General features: G+C 61.3%; 19 protein-coding genes. 6 read left to right on the forward strand and 13 right to left on the reverse strand.

Features of this window, described 5'->3' with window-relative positions; genetic code table 11:
• Nucleotides 1–338: 338 nt before the first annotated feature.
• The 3 genes from BDB13_RS23455 (at nucleotide 339) to BDB13_RS23465 (ending at nucleotide 3,630) form a co-directional block, all read left to right on the forward strand.
• On the forward strand, nucleotides 339–1,460 hold the full coding sequence (locus BDB13_RS23455) for a thiolase family protein (protein ID WP_094273924.1): 1,122 nt from the start codon (nucleotides 339–341) through the stop codon (nucleotides 1,458–1,460).
• 5 nt (nucleotides 1,461–1,465) lie between these two features.
• Entirely contained in the window at nucleotides 1,466–2,671 is a 1,206-nt protein-coding gene (locus tag BDB13_RS23460) for a cytochrome P450 (protein WP_094273925.1), read from the forward strand.
• Between the two features lie 263 nt (nucleotides 2,672–2,934).
• Complete coding sequence (locus BDB13_RS23465) at nucleotides 2,935–3,630, forward strand: TetR/AcrR family transcriptional regulator (RefSeq protein WP_094273926.1); 696 nt, start codon at nucleotides 2,935–2,937, stop codon at nucleotides 3,628–3,630.
• A 42-nt stretch (nucleotides 3,631–3,672) separates the two neighbouring features.
• Here BDB13_RS23465 and BDB13_RS23470 read toward each other — a convergent pair whose 3' ends face one another.
• Nucleotides 3,673–3,861: a ferredoxin gene (locus BDB13_RS23470; protein ID WP_094273927.1), complete on the reverse strand. Its 189-nt coding sequence runs from the start codon at nucleotides 3,859–3,861 to the stop codon at nucleotides 3,673–3,675.
• A 132-nt stretch (nucleotides 3,862–3,993) separates the two neighbouring features.
• On the opposite strand from BDB13_RS23470, the gene BDB13_RS23475 reads away from it, so the two are divergent.
• On the forward strand, nucleotides 3,994–5,376 hold the full coding sequence (locus BDB13_RS23475) for a phenylacetate--CoA ligase family protein (RefSeq protein ID WP_094273928.1): 1,383 nt from the start codon (nucleotides 3,994–3,996) through the stop codon (nucleotides 5,374–5,376).
• Nucleotides 5,377–5,379: 3 nt separating this feature from the next.
• On the opposite strand, the gene BDB13_RS23480 is transcribed toward BDB13_RS23475, so the two are convergent.
• Nucleotides 5,380–6,306, reverse strand: coding sequence for an NAD(P)H-dependent flavin oxidoreductase (locus BDB13_RS23480; RefSeq protein ID WP_094273929.1), 927 nt, complete (start codon nucleotides 6,304–6,306; stop codon nucleotides 5,380–5,382).
• An 11-nt stretch (nucleotides 6,307–6,317) separates the two neighbouring features.
• On the reverse strand, nucleotides 6,318–8,210 hold the full coding sequence (gene lepA, locus BDB13_RS23485; protein ID WP_094273930.1) for a translation elongation factor 4: 1,893 nt from the start codon (nucleotides 8,208–8,210) through the stop codon (nucleotides 6,318–6,320).
• Between the two features lie 72 nt (nucleotides 8,211–8,282).
• Here lepA and BDB13_RS23490 point away from each other — a divergent pair, with 72 nt between their 5' ends.
• Complete coding sequence (locus BDB13_RS23490; RefSeq protein ID WP_094273931.1) at nucleotides 8,283–8,801, forward strand: type II toxin-antitoxin system PemK/MazF family toxin; 519 nt, start codon at nucleotides 8,283–8,285, stop codon at nucleotides 8,799–8,801.
• Nucleotides 8,802–8,832: 31 nt separating this feature from the next.
• On the opposite strand, the gene BDB13_RS23495 is transcribed toward BDB13_RS23490, so the two are convergent.
• Nucleotides 8,833–9,606, reverse strand: coding sequence for an aquaporin (locus BDB13_RS23495; RefSeq protein WP_094273932.1), 774 nt, complete (start codon nucleotides 9,604–9,606; stop codon nucleotides 8,833–8,835).
• Nucleotides 9,607–10,561: 955 nt separating this feature from the next.
• Here BDB13_RS23495 and rpsT point away from each other — a divergent pair.
• The gene (gene rpsT, locus BDB13_RS23500; RefSeq protein WP_094273933.1) at nucleotides 10,562–10,822 is read left to right on the forward strand and encodes a 30S ribosomal protein S20; all 261 of its coding nucleotides are present in this window, start codon (nucleotides 10,562–10,564) and stop codon (nucleotides 10,820–10,822) included.
• Between the two features lie 161 nt (nucleotides 10,823–10,983).
• Here rpsT and holA read toward each other — a convergent pair whose 3' ends face one another.
• From holA to BDB13_RS23545, 9 genes are all read right to left on the reverse strand, one after another.
• Complete coding sequence (gene holA, locus BDB13_RS23505; protein WP_094273934.1) at nucleotides 10,984–11,961, reverse strand: DNA polymerase III subunit delta; 978 nt, start codon at nucleotides 11,959–11,961, stop codon at nucleotides 10,984–10,986.
• A complete protein-coding gene (locus tag BDB13_RS23510; RefSeq protein WP_094273935.1) occupies nucleotides 11,958–14,318 on the reverse strand; it encodes a ComEC/Rec2 family competence protein in 2,361 nt (786 codons plus the stop codon). The genes holA and BDB13_RS23510 overlap by 4 nt, the downstream gene beginning before the upstream one ends.
• Nucleotides 14,315–15,187: a helix-hairpin-helix domain-containing protein gene (locus BDB13_RS23515; protein ID WP_094273936.1), complete on the reverse strand. Its 873-nt coding sequence runs from the start codon at nucleotides 15,185–15,187 to the stop codon at nucleotides 14,315–14,317. The genes BDB13_RS23510 and BDB13_RS23515 overlap by 4 nt, the downstream gene beginning before the upstream one ends.
• 82 nt (nucleotides 15,188–15,269) lie before the next feature.
• Entirely contained in the window at nucleotides 15,270–16,112 is an 843-nt protein-coding gene (locus BDB13_RS23520; RefSeq protein WP_094273937.1) for a DegV family protein, read from the reverse strand.
• A 4-nt stretch (nucleotides 16,113–16,116) separates the two neighbouring features.
• A complete protein-coding gene (gene octT, locus BDB13_RS23525; RefSeq protein ID WP_094275144.1) occupies nucleotides 16,117–16,884 on the reverse strand; it encodes a diglucosylglycerate octanoyltransferase in 768 nt (255 codons plus the stop codon).
• Entirely contained in the window at nucleotides 16,871–17,542 is a 672-nt protein-coding gene (locus BDB13_RS23530; protein WP_094273938.1) for a histidine phosphatase family protein, read from the reverse strand. Before BDB13_RS23530 ends, octT begins: the two co-directional genes overlap by 14 nt.
• Nucleotides 17,539–17,985 (reverse strand): ribosome silencing factor, encoded by a 447-nt coding sequence (gene rsfS / locus BDB13_RS23535; protein WP_094273939.1) that lies wholly within the window; start codon nucleotides 17,983–17,985, stop codon nucleotides 17,539–17,541. Before rsfS ends, BDB13_RS23530 begins: the two co-directional genes overlap by 4 nt.
• 35 nt (nucleotides 17,986–18,020) lie before the next feature.
• Nucleotides 18,021–18,677, reverse strand: coding sequence for a nicotinate-nucleotide adenylyltransferase (nadD, locus tag BDB13_RS23540; RefSeq protein ID WP_206041864.1), 657 nt, complete (start codon nucleotides 18,675–18,677; stop codon nucleotides 18,021–18,023).
• A gap of 68 nt (nucleotides 18,678–18,745) precedes the next feature.
• Nucleotides 18,746–20,209 carry a vWA domain-containing protein gene (locus tag BDB13_RS23545; RefSeq protein WP_094273940.1) on the reverse strand — a complete coding sequence of 488 codons (1,464 nt, stop codon included), beginning with the start codon at nucleotides 20,207–20,209 and terminating at the stop codon, nucleotides 18,746–18,748.
• Between the last annotated feature and the right edge of the window lie 5 nt (nucleotides 20,210–20,214).

Below are 20,214 nucleotides of genomic sequence, written 5' to 3' on the forward strand. Positions count from 1 at the left end.
ACACGCGGAGTCGATGTATTCATCGCCGGGAACCGCTGCACGGCCTGTCGTTTTCCCACTACATCGACCGCACCGAAGTGCCCTGTTTGCCGAAAGCCAATGGAAGCAACAGAATTCGGACCTGATGGCGTGATATTCGCGTCGACGCGCCTACACATCGCCGTACCCGGCTACACCCCACCGTTTTCCGTCGCCTATCTCATACTGGACGACGGGCCCCGAGTCTTGGTCCATACATCGTCGGATGGACCGGTTCCTGCAGGTACGCGCGCTCGTCTGGTCTCCGTGACCGAGAGCGGCAACCCGTTTGCACAAGCCGTACACACAGGAGCGGTCGAATGAACGCATCCATTTACGGGGTCGGCACCTCGATGTTCGGCCGCCAACCTCACCTCAGCGACGTCAGCCTGGTCCAGCAAGCCGTTACCGAGGCATTCGAAGACGCCGAAATCGACAGAGTCGATGCAGTATTCGCCGGAACGGTGTTCGGGGTGACCGGAACGATCCAGCGGTGCCTGCAGACTCTCGGCATTGTCGGGATCCCGATCGTGACCGTCGAAAATGCATGTGCAACAGGCTCAACCGCACTTTTCGAAGCTGTTCATGCAGTAGAATCCGGGCGGTACGAGAACGTATTGTGCCTCGGCCTCGAGACTATGACTACGCACTTCGCCGGACCGATCACCCCCGCCTACAACGATTCCGAGGGCGCAGCCGGCCTCGCGATGCCCGGCATCTACGGACTCGCAGCCAGCCGGTACGGTCACCTGTACGACGTCGATCTCGACGATCTAGCCCTGGTTGCGGTCAAAAATCGCGCACACGGCTCATTGAATCCCCGTGCTCAACATGGACGACAAGTAACGGTCGAAGACGTCCTGGGCAGCCGGATGGTGGCAGAGCCTCTGACATTGCTCCAATGCTGCGACATCTCTGATGCCGCCGCGGCAGCCGTCGTAGGACCCAAGCGAAATAGTAAGCGGGACATCAGTGTTCTAGCCACAGAGCTGCAATCCGGGAAACTCTGGGATCATCGCTCGAACCACCCTTGGGGATTCGAACTGATGCAGTCCGTTGCCGAGGACGCCTGGAAGAAGGCGGGACTCGGTCCGGGCGACATGGATCTCTTCGAAGTACACGATGCCTTCACGATCGGCGAGGTGACAGCAACCGAGGCACTCGGACTCGCTCCGTTGGGCCAAGGCCTCGAACTGGTCAAGACCGGACACACAAAACTGGGTGGCAAGCAACCGGTGAACCCTTCCGGCGGCCTTTTGAGCCGAGGACATGCTCTCGGCGCAACGGGACTCGCACAGATCGCAGAGGCAGTCTGGCAACTCCGCGGCGAGGCCGGGGCACGTCAAGTCGACAATGCTCGAACCGCCGCAGTGGAAACTATGGGTGGCGGTGCCGCAGGGATTGACGGAAATGGCTGCGTCATAACAATTTTGGGAGCATAGAGACTATGGATCACGATATTCTGAGCCCGGCAAGACTCGCAGACCCGTACCCGTACTTCGCCGAGATGCGCGAAAACTGCCCGGTGCATTGGAACGAGCAGTACCGAGCCTGGTTCGTGTACCGATACGACGACGTGGTGGCAGCTTTTCGCGATTCCGCTTTCTCGTCGGATCGTGTGCGGCCTGTGTTCAACGAGCGACTGTCGGCCGAAAAGCGTGAGGCCAGGAAGGCCACCTACGACGTTCTGCAGCATTGGATGGTCTTCCTCGATCAGCCCGATCACACGCGTATCCGGAAGCTGGTGATGCCGGCCTTCACTCCGAAGACTGTCGCGTCGATGCGACCGCGCGTTGAGAAGGTGGTCGCCGAGGCTGTGGACGCCATCACCGGTCGCGACTCTTTGGATCTCGTGCATGACCTCGCATATCCGATTCCTGCAGTCGTGATTGCCGAACTGATGGGAGTTCCCGCCGAGGATCGCGAACTGTTCAAGGAGTGGTCGGACGAAATCGTCGTGCTTATCTTCGGCGCGAAGTCGACAGCCGACAGACACGAGCGCGCCCAGCTCGCGCTCACCGAACTGTCCGACTATCTCCGTTCACATATCGCTCGACTCCGGGAACAACCTGGCGACAACCTGATCAGCCGAATTCTCGAATCTCGGGAGCAGGAACCACCTTTGACTGACGACGAGGTGGTTTCCACCTGCGCGTTGCTCATCTTCGGCGGGCATGAGACAACGACCAACATGATTGCCAACGGGATGCGCGCTTTCCTTCAGAACCCCGACCAGTGGGAGCTGCTGAAGAACGACCCGGAATTGGCGAAGTCGGCGGTCGAAGAGGTTCTCCGGTTCGACGGCGCGGCCAAGATGTCCATGCGCAGACTCGTACAGGACGTCGAGTTGCGTGGCAATCACATGAAAGCCGGCGACACGGTGTACCTGGTACAGGCATCTGCGAACCGCGACCCAGCGGTATTCGAGAATCCTGATTCGTTCGACATCACCCGTACCCCGAACCGGCACTTGGCCTTCGGCTTCGGACTGCATCACTGCCTTGGCAACTTCCTGGCGCGTCTCGAAGGCCAGCTCGCATTCGAAGCACTGGCCGTCCGGTGCCCCGATCTCGCGATTGCCGACTCGGCGCCGGAGTGGCACCCGACTCTGATCAGCCGCGGCATGACATCGTTCCCGGTCACCAACGGCTGAGATATCAACTGCCGTCCAACCGTTCGCAGTGGGCTGTCGAAATTTCGACAGCCCACTGTTTTTCGTTCTGCCACTGTCACCAAGATTTCTGCGTCGCCGAAAGCAGGAAGGACGTCGCTTCGGGTGCAGTTCGCCGGGCATAATCAAGAATCCACCGTCGGGGCGATTGTCGCGTCGGCTGTATTGTGAGTTCGCCGGTGCCGGAGTACCGACGAGCGCGTCGTAGCGGTACTAGAGTCACGACGTCGACGAAAGGGAATGGCATGGACCAGAAGGCGGCCAAGCGGGGTCGGCCTCGCCGTGGCCCGGATGCCGAACGAGTTCAAGAAGTGCTTGACGCCGCAGCCGATGCATTTCTGGCGAACGGATACGACGCAACGAGCATGCAGTGCATTGCCGACACAGTCGGCATCATGAAGGGCAGTCTCTACTACTACGTCGCCTCGAAGGAAGACTTCCTCTTCCAGATCATCGAACCGGCAATCGCAAGCGCCCTGGAGGCAGTGGCGCCACTGCAAGAAGATCCCAGCGCACCGCTCGATCGTCTGACAGATTTTGTCCGATCACACGTGCTGTTCGTTGCCGCAAACCTACGAACTTTCCGTATCAGGCTTCGCGAGTTCAGTCAGCTGTCACCACAGCGTCAGTCGCAACTGAGCCAGGGTGAGGATGCATACTACGGCGTCCTCATGGGGATCTTGCAGGATGGCCTCGACTCCGGCGACGTCGACCCGGCCATCGACCTCCGCGTGACCTCGGTTTCCATCATCGGGATGCTCAACAGCATGACCGAGTGGTACTCCGACGACGGCAAACACTCACCGCAGGAACTTGCCAACCAGCTCGGCGGAATGGTCTTGACGTCTGTGGGTTCCGACGCCGCAATGACGTCGACCGGCGGAATTGAAGCACTACGCCGGCGACCACGGAATCGGCGCCCGACTGCGCCCGCAACATAGGGCAGGCGCGGACAAACCCGGCCACATATGCGTCCTGCAAACTCAATCGATAACCGTAATCGCCTGCATAGGACAAGCATTCACAGCTGAGGCTACCGATGCACGCTGGTCCTCGGCTACCTCGGCCTGATACTGCAGGGCGCCTTCACCGTCGATTTCAAACACCGCGGGCGCCGCAAAGACACACTGTCCGTGTTGTTCGCACACATTCACATCGACTGCGATTCGCATGATTTCTCCCTCGAACGTTTAATCCACCTACCGTTTGGTAGATAAAATAACACAGTGCTTGACATCACACTCCGCATGCGGTCATATTTCTACCTACGGTTTGGTAGAAATAATTCATCGGGAGGTTACGGCATGACCGACAGGCGAGATGAAGTTCAGCGACGCGCCCGTTCCACGCGATTCTGGGACGAGGCCCGCGAGACCATGCCGCGCTTCGAACGCGACCGGGTAATTCTCGAACGAGTCCAGCATCAACTTCACTACGCGTACGAGAACCTGCCGTTCTATCGCCGGCACTACGACAACCACGAATTCAAACCGTCCGACGTCCAATCGCTGGCGGACTTCACCGCGAAGGTGCCGGTGATCACCAAGAAAATGCTGGTCGCAAATCAGGAGCAGTATCCGCCGTTCGGCGACTACCTCGGGGTTCCCCGCAATCAGCTGGCCCGCATCCACGGATCCTCGGGCACAACGGGTAAGCCGACGATGTACGGTGTCTCCCACAGCGATTGGGACCGAGCACGAGACACATCAGCCATGGCACTGTGGAGCGCGGGAGTACGACCCGACGACGTCGTTCAGATCACCTTCCCCTTTGCTCTCTTCTTCGGCGGGTGGGGCGTTCTGCAAGCTACGGAACAGATCGGCGCAACAACCTTCCCGACGGGTTCGGTAGTTCCGACGGATCAGCAGATCAACCTCATGCACACCCTGGATTGCACCGTCGTCGTCGGAACACCCTCCTACCTCGTGCATCTCGCCCAGCGCTCACGCGAACTCGGCCTCGATGTCCGTGACAGCAAGGTGTCCTTGCTCGTTGCGGGAGGCGAACCCGGCGCGAGCATCGCATCCGTTCGTGAACTGCTCATGCAACTGTGGGGGAACCCACTGCTCGTTGATGCCTCCGCCGGTTCGACGTCGGAAATGTACCCGTTCCTGGCCAATATCGGATGCACGGAAGCCGACGGCGGAGTCCACCTGTTCCAAGACGAGAACTACACCGAGATTGTAGATTCCAACAACCCGAACGTCTCGGTGCCGGCAGGAACATCCGGAGCCACCGTTGCAACGCATCTGTGGCGAGAATCCCAGCCGATGATCCGATTCTGGATGGGCGACGAAGGTGTTATCGACGAGAGTCCTTGCCCGTGCGGACGCACCTACCCGCGACTCCCGCGTGGCGTATTCGGCAGAGTTGACGACATGCTCATCATCCGCAGAGCCAACATCTACCCGACCGCTATCGAGGCCGCCGTCCGCAGCGTCGACGGCACCGGTGCCGAATTCCGCATCTTCGTCGACCGCGAGAACGCACTCGATGAACTGCGCGTCGAGGTCGAACATGAACGCAGCCTTGATACTTCGAACCTCGAGCAATTGCGCATCTCGCTCGAGGCAGCGATCAAACTGTCAACTCAGATCAGGGTGCCTGTTGCCGTAGTCGCTCCCGGAACCCACGAACTGCAGACCTTCAAGTCTCGCCGGGTCGTCGACAATCGACCGAAAGCCTGAGAACTAGGAAAAGCGAGAGAGCAAACGGTCCGCATCCGCGCCGATACGCCTGACAACGTCACCGGCCGGATGTGTGCCGTGCACGAGACCTACAGCTTCGCCGGCATAGACGACGCCGTTATTCGGATCCGACGGGTCATACGCCTTCGCGAGGGTTTCCTCGTCGGCCGAGATACCCTCCCACGTGGAGGTGAACTCGTTGGCAATCGCCCGTCCACCCCAACGCTGCGGCCACGGCTGGCTGCGCGCCCGGTCGAACACGGAGGTGTAGACGGTATCCGCACTTCCGGCCTCGACGACGCGGGTGCGTGCGTAGTCCGGGCCGGTGGTTTCGGGACTGGCGAGAAGAGCGGTGCCGATCATGGCGCCTTCGGCACCCGCAGCGATGACAGCTGCCAGTCCGCGACCGGTGCCGATGCCGCCCGCGGCAAGAACCGGAAGCGTTGTCGATTCCAGGATTTCCTGCAGCAGCGGCAGCGTTCCGATGCGCCCGGTGTGGCCGCCGGCCTCTGCGCCCTGCGCGATGACGGCGTCGACTCCGGCAGCCTCGACGACACGCAAGTCGTCGAGCGTATTGATCTGTGACACAACAGGAATGCCTGCCGCGTGAACCCGCTCGACATATGCGGCGGGGTCACCGAAAGACAAAGTGATCAGTGCGGGCTTTTCCGCGATGGCGGCGTCGAGCAAGCTGGTGTCACCGTCGAGCGACCACGTCATGAGGCCGATACCGAAGGGGCCGCCGACACGGGCTTTCGCAGCCTCGTCAGCTACCCATTGCGCACTGTTGTAGCGGGCTGCACCGAGCAGTCCCAGCCCGCCCGCTGCCGACACAGCGCCGACCAATTCGCCGCCGGCGCGACCGCCCATGGGTGCCCCGAGAACGGGGATCTCGATTCCGAACTCTCGGGTCAACCACGTGGCGATCACAGGCGGTACTCCTACTTCTTGGGCTTGTCGGTAACCGATTCGGACGACAACGCTGCCACGAAGGCTTCCTGGGGAACTTCCACTCGCCCAATGGTCTTCATGCGCTTCTTGCCTTCCTTCTGCTTCTCGAGCAGCTTGCGCTTACGGCTGATATCGCCGCCGTAGCACTTGGCAAGAACGTCCTTGCGGATAGCGCGGATGGTCTCGCGCGAGATGACCTTGGATCCGATGGCCGCCTGGATCGGGACCTCGAAGTTCTGGCGCGGAATCAGCTCGCGCAGCTTCCCGGTCATTCGGCCACCGTAAGCAGCGGCGTTGGTGCGGTGCACGATCGACGAGAATGCATCGACAGCTTCACCCTGCAGGAGGATATCCACCTTCACCAGGTCCGCTGCCTGCTCGCCGGCCTCCTCGTAGTCAAGGCTGGCGTAGCCCTTGGTGCGCGACTTCAATGCGTCGAAGAAGTCGAACATGATCTCGCCCATCGGCAATTCGTATCGAAGCTCGACACGCGTCTCCGACAGGTAGTCCATGCCGCCGAGTTCGCCGCGTCGGGACTGGCACAGCTCCATGATGGCGCCGATGTACTCACTCGGCGCGATGACGGTGCACTTGGCGACGGGCTCGTAGACCTCACGAACCTTGCCTTCAGGCCAGTACGACGGGTTGGTGACAACCTGCATCGTTCCGTCTTCGAGCTGAACGCGGTAGACCACGTTGGGCGCTGTGGAAATCAGTTCGAGACCGAACTCGCGCTCGAGCCGGTCGCGGGTGATTTCCATGTGCAGCAGTCCGAGGAAGCCGCAACGGAAACCGAAGCCGAGGGCCACGGACGTCTCAGGTTCGTAGGCCAGTGCAGCGTCGTTGAGTCGCAGCTTGTCCAGAGCGTCGCGCAGGACGGGGTAATCCGAGCCGTCCATCGGGTACAGACCCGAGTAGACCATCGGCTTGGGGTCGCGGTAGCCGACGAGGGGTTCCGTCGCACCGTTGCGAGCTGAGGTGACGGTGTCACCGACTCGGGACTGACGAACGTCCTTCACACCGGTGATGAGGTAGCCCACTTCGCCGACACCCAGGCCGACGCTGGCCTTGGGCTCGGGCGAGATGATGCCGACCTCGAGAAGTTCGTGGGTGGTGCCGGTCGACATCATCGTGATCTTCTCGCGGGGACGGATCTTGCCGTCGACAACACGCACGTAGGTGACCACGCCGCGGTAGGCGTCGTAGACGGAGTCGAAGATCATCGCGCGAGCGGGACCGTCGGCCTCGCCGACCGGTGCGGGGATCTGGACGATAACTTCGTCGAGCAGTTCCTTGACACCCATGCCGGTCTTGCCCGAGACACGCAGAACGTCGCCAGGCTCGCAGCCCGTGATGTGCGCGATTTCCTCGGCGTAGCGATCCGGATCAGCGGCCGGAAGGTCGATCTTGTTGAGGACGGGAATGATCTTGAGATCCTTCTCCATCGCCAGGTACAGGTTGGCCAGCGTCTGCGCTTCGATGCCCTGAGCAGCGTCGACCAGCAGGATCGCGCCTTCACACGCCTCGAGAGCGCGGGAGACCTCGTACGTGAAGTCGACGTGGCCGGGGGTATCGATGAGGTGGAGAACGAACTCTTCACCGTTGACAGTCCACGGCAGGCGGACGTTCTGCGCCTTGATGGTGATGCCGCGTTCACGCTCGATGTCCATGCGGTCCAGGTACTGCGCACGCATCGCCCGCTCTTCGACCACACCGGTGAGCTGGAGCATGCGGTCTGCCAGCGTCGACTTGCCGTGGTCGATGTGCGCGATGATGCAGAAGTTCCGGATCTGCGCAGGATCCGTAAACGTCTTGTCGGCGAAGCTGCTGATGGGGGACCCCTTAGTCGGACCGGCACCGGCCCGGATCCGGGCCACTGTCAACCTTTAGGATATCCAACTCTTGCGGCCGCCGTGCCACTGGTTCCCGCACCTACCTGATTATGCTCGGACGCTATGGCAAGCATGTGGAAGCAGATCGGTAGAACCCTCGGCAACTTCGCCCGGGACAAGGGGCCTGCGCTCCTCCGCCAACTCCAGTCGTCGAGCGGGCCCCAGGCCTCGTCCGGACGACCGGTGGCGGCTCGAACTGTCCCCACGGCGCACCGCGCCCGCAAGGTTGAATACTCCCCCGACCTGGACGGCAAAGCCGACCCGGGCGAAATCGTCTGGACCTGGGTGGCCTACGAGGAGGACCCGACCCAAGGGAAGGACCGTCCGGTCCTGGTCGTCGGCCGCGACGGCGACACACTTCTGGGTTTGATGCTGTCCTCGCAGAACAAGCGGGATGGCGAGCGAGATTGGCTTGCAATCGGATCCGGCCCTTGGGACGGCGAAGGCCGCCCCAGCTGGATCAGGTTGGACCGTGTACTCGACGTCCCCGAAGGTGGAATTCGCCGCGAAGGTGCGGTTATGGACCACAAGAAATTCGATGTTGTAGCAGCAAAACTTCGGGCCGACTTCAGCTGGAGCTGAAGCCGACCCGAGATTTGAAAACAAACAATGATCAGCTGTTCAGGCGGTTGAAACGGCCGAACAGTGCACGATAGATCAGTGCGCCCAGTGCGCCGCCGATGAGCGGGAACACGATAAACACCCAGACCTGCGGTAATGCACCGTTCTGGAATGCCGCCACACCGAGACTACGAGCCGGGTTAACGGACGTGTTGTCGATCGGAATCGAGACCAAGTGGATCACGGCGAGTGTGAAACCGATGGATACGCCGGCCAGCGGCACATCCGAAATCTGATCCGTCGATGCCAGAACGACAAATACCAGAAGTGCGGTCAGCAGGATCTCGATAATCATGACGGCACCGATGCCGTAACCATCTGAAACCACCATTCCGAGGAGATTTTTCTCGGCGGACGGACTGTGTGCGCCCCAACCGTTTGCGCCCAGACCGTCCGCTGCTCGGTTGTACGCGGGAAGGCTGTTGGCGACCGTAAAGATGACAACACCCGCAATCAGACCGCCGATTACCTGGGCGACGATGTAGATGCAGGCATTGACTGCAGAGATCCGGCCGATGACAAATTGGCCGACGGTAACCGCAGGATTGACGTGGCAACCGGAAATGGGTCCGATTGCGTACACCAGAAACATCAGAGTCAGACCGAATGCCAGCGCGACTCCGAGATTACCGACCTTGGCACCGGCGAACACGGCAGTTCCAACGGCGCAGAAAACAAGGACAAATGTCCCTACTGCTTCGGCCACATACTTCTTCACATCCGAGATCGGTTCGATCTCGGTCAATTCCTGTGCAGTTGGAGACATATTCCCACCCTCTTCTCATTGATCGGTAGTAATGCTCACTCGACTAGATTTGCCGGACTTTACGCAAGGTGCGTGAACTCCACAACAAATTCGAGATTCTTTTGAGCGGACAGCAGATAAAGGTGCCGACGACTGCCGGATCCTATGAATAGTGCTGGTGCACATACATCGAGAGTTACTGTTCATTTTCAGCTAACTCGTCAATGCGGGCGCACCTTCTACCAGCATTGCCCCGACCCCTTATCCAGCACGCGATCCGCACACCATCACCCCCGGCAGTTGCATCGCGCTCCGGATGAACGTACACGCAATCATTCTCGTCGAGAATTCCGCAGGTTAAAACCCTAATCAATCCTAATTATGTCTACCCGATGGACAACTTCCAGCCATTCCCGAACCATGCCAACGAAGTACATGCAACGGAACTTTGCGACACAAGAGACATTCCTCCGAAATCTTGTTACAGCTCAGTTACCAACCATCAATCCAGGTTCGGCCACTAATCGCAATTGCTTGGCAATTGCCGACAACGTCGAATCCGCGACACATTTTGATTAGTGCCGAGATCCTCGTTGAATCGTTCCCTAATTGCCCTTGACAGACGCCACACGAGACCTGCGCATCCGACGACGGTCTTCGAGCAACATCCGCGGGGCCAACCAACCGTTTCCGACAGATCACTCCGACGCGTGGATCGGCACCACGGTGGAGGCTGTCAGACCTTCCGCCCACTGCTGACCCGGGAGGCCTCACTGAACTGCGGCAGGCACTCCTTCACGTGGGCGTTTGCGACCGTGGGAGGAGTTGAGGCGTACAACGTGTAACCTTCTTGGCAGGCGCATCGTGCGGCGGTTTGGGATATTGGACCCTGGACTGGTAATCTTGCCAGTCGGTGCATCAGTGTGCCCACAGCTTTCTCGACCGTAACCAGCTAAAGACGACAAGGATTTTACGCGTGGCCAACATCAAGTCCCAGGTGAAGCGAATCCGTACCAACGAGGCGGCCCGACTCCGTAACCAGTCGGTGAAGTCCTCGCTCCGTACCGCGATTCGTTCATTCCGCGAGGCTGCGGCAGCCGGTGACAAGGACAAGGCCAACGAGCTCCTCGTCGCCACCAGCCGCAAGCTCGACAAGGCAGCCAGCAAGGGCGTTATTCACGCCAACCAGGCTGCAAACAAGAAGTCTGCACTCTCGCAGGCTGCCAACAAGCTCTGACACACACTTTCTGACGGTTCGCCGTCATCAGTGGTGCAACAATAGCCGCTCCGGTCACTTCGACCGGAGCGGCTATTGTGCTTTCCGCAGGAAAATCCTAGAGATTTGGGCCACATCAAAAGTGATGTGGCCCGCTCGTGGTGTCAGGTACCTCTCGAGATTCAGTTCTTGCGCAGCGCACACACTTTGCGTACTGCCATCTCCAAGGCGAAGGACGAATCGACTGCCGCGCCCTTCACGTCCGCATTGAGCGCCGCAACAATCTGCATGGCAGCGCCGATCGACGCGGGATCCCAGCCGTTCACTTCCTTGATTGCCTTCTTGACCTTCCACGGCGGCATCCCCAACTCCGACGCCAATCGGAAGGGATCACCATTCCGCGCGTACGGGCCCACCTTCGCGATCGTGTGGACTGCATCGGCCAGAGCGTCGGCAAGAAGAACGTGGGCGGTTCCGATCTGATCAGCCCAACGCAAGGCTTCGACAGCTCCCTTGACGTCGCCGACGATCACCTTGTCTGCGACATCGAATCCGGAGACCTCGGCTTTGCCGGCGTAATACTGATGCACTGCTGCGACGTCGATCTTGCCGCCGGTGTCTGCGGCCAACTGCGAACAGGCCGAAGCAAGCTCGCGCAGTTTCGATCCGACGCCTTCGATCATTGCCGTGATGACGTCCGGAGATACTTTTACATCGGCGGTGCGGAACTCACCCCGAACGAAGTCTGCCAACTGGCCTTTGTTGAGTTTGGCGGCCTGATGAACTACGGCACCCAATTTTTCCAGTGCCGGCGCCAGCGCTTTTGCGCGGCCACCTCCCGAGTGCAGAACGATGAGAACTACACCTTCGGACGGTTCGCGAGCAGCATCGAGCACCAGCGCGACAGCATCCTTGCCGGCCTCCGCGGCAGCTTCCAGCACGATGACACGATCTTCTGCGAACAGGGACGGACTCAACAGCTCGGCAAGTTCAGGAGCATTGGCGTCCCCCGCACGCATCCGCGTCACCGGAAGATCCGAAATGCCTTGGCCTCGATCGCCCCGAACCTCTTTGATGAGCTTGGATACTGCGCGGTCAATCAGGAACTCGTCGTCCCCGAGAACAAGGTGCAGCGGTTCGACGCCAGCCGGATTACTCACCCGAAGATGTTCCCACGAGGTACCGACACCACGGACATGGACCCGTCGCCGTTCCCGTACACCGCGACGGTGCCGTCACGATCGGTCCGCGCCACGGCGCCTCCCAAGGATTCGAGTTCGCCCAACACTGTGGGATTCGGGTGCCCGAACGTGTTGCCGACTCCGACGCTCACCAACGTCAGTCGAGGGTGAACGGCTCCGAGGAAGGCTTCGGACGTGGTACGCGAACCATGATGGGGCAGCTTCAGAATATCCGCCCGCACGTCGATTCCGGCGCGGAGTATCGAGGCTTCACCCGCGGATTCCGAGTCACCGGTCAGCAGGATTCGCCCAGCGCTTGTGTGAGCCATCAGCACAAGTGATTGATCATTGGCGGATTCAGCTGCGTCGTCGCGGTCACGCGGCACCGCCAGTGTGGGACCGAGAACATTCAGGCGCACGGAACCAAGCGTGAACTCCGAACCGCTACGCAGTCCGATCAGCGGAACTCCTTTCGAGCCGGCAGCAGATTCAACGTCACGAAAACCTGATTCAGGCAACAACATCGGACCGACACCCACCGCTGAAACCGAACGACCGGCAAGCACCGCTTCGAGCCCACCGATATGGTCCGCATGAAAATGACTGATCACAACCAGTGCAATATCGTTGACCCCCAGCATGTTCAGGCACCTGTCCATCGATGTCGGATCAGGTCCGACATCGATCACGACTACGCGGCCGTCTCCCGTCGACAACACCAGACCGTCACCCTGCCCGACGTCGCACATCACGAATACCCAGCCGGGCGCAATCCGTCCGCCGGAGAACAGATGCTGAAATGCCAGCGCCAGAGCAACTCCGAGCACCAACGTGCCGATCACCCATCGCGAGATGCGATTCCAGACCAGCAGCATCGCCACCAGTAACACACCCACGACGAACACAGCTCCGAGAACTCCCGACGGCACGGTCAGATTTGCGCCGGGAACCGCCGCTGCTCGCTCCGAGACGGAGAGCAACCACCACATCGGCGGCCGCACGGTGTGTGCCGCCAGTGTGGCCGCCGGAGCACTGATCAACGCCAGAAGTGCCACGAGCGCACCCAATACCGTAAGCACCCCGACAACTGGTGCGACCAACAGATTCGCCACGATCGCAACAACACTGAGCGTTCCGGCCATCGCGGCTACCACCGGCGCCGTCACGACAAAGGCCGCGACAGAGACAGCTGTCGCCTCGGCCAGCCACCGTGGCCAGCCGCGCCGACGGAGTCCGTCGACCCAGACCGGTGCGAGGATCACCAAGGCGCCGGTGGCCGTCGTCGACAATACGAATCCCCAGTCCACGGCAAGTTCCGGCATCATTGTCACCAGAACGATGACCGCGCACCCCAATGCCGGCAGTGCTTGCTTGCGTCGTCCGGTGACCAAACTGAGCAGACCGATAGTGCCCATCACTGCGGCCCGCAGCACACTGGGCGAAGGCCTCGCGATGATCACGAAGGCAACGAGCGTCACCACGGCAAGCGCTGCCCCGATACGGGGATCGAGCGACGCCGCCCGGACCAGCAACAAGACTGCGCCGAGAAGGATGCTGATGTTTGCGCCGGAGACCGCGGTGAGGTGCGAAAGCCCAGCGGCAGTGAAGTTGTCCTTGACGACCGGCGACAACGCGGAGGTATCCCCCACAACCAGTCCCGGCAATAATCCAGCCTGATCAGCGGGCAGTGCCGCGGCACAGACTGCCGCGAACCTGGACCGTACAGCTCCCGCCCACCGCTGATACCACGGTGTGTCCCCGACCGCGATCGGCCCACCTTCCGTGGTGATGACCGCCAAAGTCAGATCCGATCGACGCGGCGCACTCACCTTGCCTCGCACCGTGAGCACTTGCCCGGGAAGCGTTTTCGGCCAGAGGTCACTGGGCGCGCGGATAGTCACCGAACCGCCGACGTCGAATCGCTGGTTGCCTACGGTGGTCGATCGAACCGAGGCCCGGAAATACACCTGAGCGGGCCCCATCGACGACGCCATCAGCCGCGGGTCTTCGATCGGCGTCACCTGTACGCTCACCCATCCTCCCGATTCCGCCGCCCGCGTCAACGGATGCGCCTCCGCCTCGGACATCCGCCACGCCGTCAGGACGCTGAACGCGGTACCGAACACGCAGGCCACCAACACAACCAGAACCCACGCTGCGTATCCCCGACGCCGGGCGACGACAACGAGGCAGGCACCGAGGGCTGCCGATACCGCCGCGAGAATCCACGACACTGTCGATCCGAAAACGATTCCCGCGGCAGTGACGCTCCAGACCGTCAACGCTGCGGGCACCAATCGAGCATCAAGGACCGACTGCTCGGTCTCACCGCTCATACCGAGACCAGCGGACGCAGCTTGTCGAGCCGAGCCGGCCCGATACCGTCTACTTCACCCAATTGTTCTACGTCCGTGAACTTTCCGTTGGACGTTCGCCACGCTGCAATGGCACTCGCCGTGACGGGCCCGACACCGGGCAGCGTGTCGAGTTCGGCTTCGGTGGCAGTATTCAGATTGATCAGACCCCCACCCGCCGGCGCGGCCGGTGCGCCGCCGGTGCCCGCGGCCGTGGAACTCGTCTTCGGAGCCGAATCACCGACGACACCGACAACTACTTGATCACCGTCGGACAGTTTCTGTGCAAGATTCAAACTCAGGGTGTCCGCGCCCGCGTTCACACCGCCGGCCGCGGTCAATGCATCAGCGACACGTGAGCCGTCCGGAAGCGTCACCAATCCAGGGTTGCGTACCAATCCCACAACACTGACCACCAGACCCACCGGCGCAGCGGCCCGCGAGGATTCGATCGGCGGCGATGGGGGCTCCGAAGTACTCGGCTGACCCGACGCCGTGATCGGAACGCCCACGGCCGCGGGCAACGGCGGAACTGCCTGCATGGTCGGAGAACCCCACCACACTGTGAACACGCCGATCCCGGTAGCGACAAGCGCAACAATCACCAGAGCCAGGGCGCCTCGGCGGCGTGGACTCCAGCGCATATCCCGCCAGCGGTCGGGCACAGCCTGAAAACGAGGGGTGAGAGGTTCCAGCTCCTCGTCGTCGTCGTCGTCGGATTCGAGCAACCAATCGGGGACAGTTGGTTCGGCGACGTCTTCCCGCCCGAAACCAGCACGCGCGCTGGAAAAGTCACCACTCATCGCGGCGAGGCGATCACGCACCCTCTCCCGCTCTTCACTGATCCGCATAAGGGGACGCTAGCGAGCAACGGCGAGCCTGCGGCCACAGAAAATACAGCTGGGGATAACTACCGGCCTGTGGAGAACCGACCTACTGATCCGCGCCAGGTTCCGGGAGCTGACACACCACAACACCGATCGCACCGACACCCACATGGGCACCGATCACCGCACTGAAATCGGTGACAACGGTCTCGGCGATGTTCGGGATTCGGTCTTGTAGTTGCTCGGCAATGCCGTCGGCTCGCTCGCGCGCCTTCATGTGATGGACGGCGATCGCGACGCGGCCGAGCCCCGCCCGCTCGACTGCCGAATCAACCAATCGCGCAAGGGCTTTGGTGGTGGTGCGGGTTTTCTCTTTCAGCACCAGCTTGCCGTCTACCAGATGCAGCAGTGGTTTCATCGCCAATGCTGTGCCCAATAGTGCTGCGGCCGTGCTGATTCTGCCGCCTCGTCGCAACTGATCGAGCTTGTCCACGAAGATGAAGGCACGAGAACGGTCTGCGATGTCAACGGCGCGGTCGTACACGTCATCGAGCTCGGACCCGGCCGCAGCGAAGCGCGCGGCCTCCAACGCCGGATACCCCAAACCCATGCCCGCAGAAGCTGAATCGACAATTCGAACCTTGCCACCGAACTCCAGGGCCGCCTGCCGGCCCGCTTCCCAAGTACCGGAGAGCTGGCGTGAGATGTGCACGGCAACCACACCGTCACCATGGCTCAGTTCGAGCGCACGGCCGTAGGCTTCGATCAATTCTGCCGGTGACGCACCCGCCGTCGTCAACCCGGCCACATCGTCCGGAATTGTGTCGACGCCTTCGAGAAAGTCGCAGCCGTCATGCAGGACGTGCAAGGGCACAACCTGGAGCCCACACGCATCAGCCGACTCACGCGGGACGCAGGCAGACGAATCCGTGACGACAACAACTGACACGTCGCTACCCGACCTCGCTCGCCGGGGTGGACACACGCTGAGCTTCGGCGGCACGGATGGCGGCAATCATGGCCTTGGCGACGCCGACATGGCCGTCCCAACCCCAGTGAATACCGTCAGGGTTTCCGTTGTCGGAAAAAACGTTCTCGCGGACGGCGTCGGCAAGATCTACAACAGGCACGTCTTTCTCGGTAGCCCATTCCGTGATCGCAGAAACGGCCGCGGGACGACCCGCATGGACACTCGCGTACGCATCGCTGCGGTGTACCGACGGCAGCGTGGCGATCATCGGCAACTCGGGCCGCATGTACTCCAACGCATTTCTCGAGCTCTCGAGGTACTCGACGCTCAACTTCGGGGGTAGAGCGACCGGGCGACCGAGCGGAGCGAGCCGCGGTTGCAGCCACTGATAGCCCTCACGGACCACGCGTCGTAGCGCCGGTGGGCGAACGTAGCGGATGGTCTCACGCAACGCAGTGGGCAACGGCGAAGGCAGGGAATCCATTCCGCCGACGGCAAACACGACGGCGCCGGCGCGCGGAACGGCAGCCCACACTCGCGGGTCCTGAGTCAGTGCCCACCACGCGTCGCGGCACGTCCAGCCGATGCGAGCGACGAGCTCGACATCCCAACCCAACTCTTCGGCCACGATGTTCGGCCAGATACGGGGATGGTCGGCGGCAAGTCCACCTTTGGGCCCGAAATAGGACAGCGAATCGGCAATAACCAACAAGACGGGGCGCTGCCCGTCGGCATTCTCAGAGGACGTCATTTGCGACACTCGCAGAAGCATTCCATACGTCCAGTCGCCATTCGATGGACTGGGGGTCTCCGTGTCCACTGAGTTGTACCCAACTCGTGTTTCCGAGGCCACCCAAGACCGGCCAACGATCGACCGGCAAGTCCAGCAATGCGGCCGTCAGCGCGGCAATCAGCCCACCGTGCGCCACCAGTACAACTGGCCGTTCGGACCAATCCGGACGAGACTTCAGAAGTTCCTGCACCACCGGCACGCTGCGCTTCGCGACATCGATTCGGCTCTCACCGCCGGGCGGGGCGATGGTCGCGTCGGCGCGCCACGTCTGCCGCACGCCAGGTGTCTGCCGGTCGACGTCACCGTGAGTCAAACCCTGCCAGTCACCGAGGTGCGTCTCACGCAGTCGTGGATCGGTGAGGACCGGCAGTCCGGCCGCATCACCGACGGCAACTGCCGTGAAATACGCGCGACGCAGGTCCGAGGACACGATGGTCAACGGCCTGCGATCGGCGATGACTGGGCCCGCACTCTTAGCTTGAGTACGGCCCAGCTCCGAAAGATCGGTGTCGAGTTGCCCCTGCATCCGAGAATCGGCGTTGTATTCAGTTTGTCCGTGGCGCAACAAGATGAGCCGACGGACACTCGACGCCGGACTGGGCGCCGAGGAAGTCACAGCGAGAGGTCCGACGCGTCCGGCTCGGAAACCGTATCGGTGTCGAAAACCGTGTGTGCGTCGGCCGGTCCGGGACGGTTCTCGCCGAGGCCTTCGACCTCTACCGTCGGGCAGTCCTTCCACAGGCGATCGAGAGCGTAGAAATTGCGCTCCTCGTCGTGCTGGACGTGAACGACGATCTCGGCGTAGTCGAGCAGCGCCCAACGTCCCTCACGGGTGCCTTCGCGACGGAGCGGCTTGTGGCCGGCTTCCCGGAGGCAATCTTCGATGTTCTCGACAATCGAGTTCACCTGACGCTCGGTCTGGGCCGATGCGATGACAAAGCAGTCCGTGATGACCAACTGCTCAGACACGTCGAGCACCACCACTTCGGTAGCCAGCTTCTCGTCGGCCGCCAGGGCCGCGATGCGTGCCATGTCGATGGCTTGTGTTGTTGCGCTCACTCGATGTTCTCCAGTTTCGTCTTCAGGTCGTGCTTCTAGTTCGAATCAGCGGACTTGCCAGGCGCCGGCTCCGACATCGTGGTCGCCCCGTCACGCCGCTGAGCGTCGACGGGTCGATACAAATTCCGCTTCGAGATGTACTGCACCACTCCGTCCGGCACGAGGTACCAGACGGGACGGTCTTCGCTCGCCCGACGTCGACATTCGGTCGACGAAATGGCAAGCGCCGGGATCTCGATCAATGTCACCGCGTCCGCGGGCATGGTGTCGAGATGACCGGCCAGGTGTTCGGCGTTGAGATCGAAACCCGGCCGCGATACGCCCACAAATTTCGCCAATGCAAACAACTCTTCCCAATCTTGCCAGGAAAGGATGCTGGCCAGCGCATCGGCACCGGTGATGAAGAACAGTTCGGCGTCGGGATGATAGGCCCGTAGGTCCCGGAGAGTGTCCACGGTGTACGTCACTTTTTCGCGGTCGACATCGACGCGAGAGACGGAAAACCGCGGGTTGGAGGCGGTAGCGATGACAGTCATGAGGTATCTGTCCTCCGCCGGACTGACACCTCGCGCCTGCTTCTGCCACGGCCTGCCGGTGGGGACGAAGATCACTTCGTCGAGCCCGAACCTGTCGGCGACCTCACTGGCTGCGACGAGGTGTCCGTGGTGAATGGGGTCGAAAGTGCCACCCATCACGCCGAGGCGGCGTCGAGCACGTTCCACCGATTGTCCCTTCTGCACGACTGACGAGCTTACGTGTTTCACACCGGCAGCAAGCCGGACACCACTTCGGCCAACTGCTTGGCGGAGCGGCACTCGTGCATGCTGATGACTTCGTTGTAGACCTTGGCTGCGGAGTCGCCCGTCCCCCACTGCCCCTTGGGCTCAGGGTTGAGCCAGTGTGCGTGCTTGGCGACGGCAACCATCTGTGCCAACGATTGGAGGTTGGGGTCCCGGTAGTTGTTGCGGCCGTCGCCCAAGATCAGCATCGATGTGCGACTGGTGATGCTTTGCGCAAACTTCTCCTGAAACACCCCGAAGGCATTTCCGTAGTCGGAGTGACCGTCGTACGTGATCAACTCCGCTTCGCGAATCATCCGCGACATCGCAGACCCGAGATCAGCATTGGAATCGAAGAACCGGGTGACTTCGTCGGTGGTGTCGATGAACGCAAAAACTCGCACTCGTGAGAACTGCTCGCGCAGCGCATTGACCAACAGCAACGTGAAGTGGCTGAATCCGGCGACCGAGCCGGACACGTCGCACATCACCACAAGTTCGGGACGCGCACGCTTCGGCTTCCGTTGCACCAGATCGATCGGAACCCCACCCGTGGACATGGATTTGCGCAACGTACGACGCAAATCGATGGAACCCGATCGGCTTCGACTCCGCCGGACAGCCAAGCGGCTGGCGAGCAACCTGGCCAGCGGCGCGACGTTCTTCTTGAGTGTGGTGAGTTCTGCGTCGGAAGCACGAAGGAAATCGACTTCCTCCGCCAGTTTCGGAACGCCGTACGTAGCGACGCGTTCCTTGCCGAGGTTCTCGGCCGTACGTCGACGCGTTTCCTTCTCGACCATCTTGCGGAAATCTGCGATTCGCTGAGCTGCCGTGCGCTTGGCGACCTCCGACTGATAGTCGGAGGCATCCTTGCCTTCGCTGCCCGAACCTTCTTGATTGCCGAGTAGGCCTTGAAGAATCTTGTTGAGCAACGTGTCCGGTGCCACGTCACGAAGTGCCTGGTACGCGGAGAATGACGGCCCATTGCTCGATTGGTACTGCCCCATCTCCTCGACCATCGCGGCGGTGAGAAGTTCGGTCAGCTCCATTGCCTCGTCGCTGCCGTCGGTCAGCAATTCGGCGATCAGCTCACGCAATGCCTGCAGATCGATGGTTCCGTCGGCCTTGCGCGGCAACGAGACGTCGACGTCGCCGACAGCACGGTCACCGATCGCTTTCGGGAACCACAGATCGAATACCGCATCGAAGGTAGCTCGATGAGTGGGCCGACGCAGGAGCGAGCAAGCCAGACCCGCACGCAAGGACTCACGGTCGAGAAGGTCGAGGACTGACATCACCTTGCCGGCGTCGACGGTCTCGGAAGGTCCGACCATGATTCCGCGTCGGCGAAGTGCCTCGACAAAATCGACGAGGTGACCGGGCAGACCGTGCGGCGCTACCAACCCGCCAGGCTTGAGCGGGGACGTCGAACCTCCGAGGGCCATGACCA

This window comes from Rhodococcus sp. OK302 (assembly GCF_002245895.1).
GTDB lineage: Bacteria > Actinomycetota > Actinomycetes > Mycobacteriales > Mycobacteriaceae > Rhodococcus_F.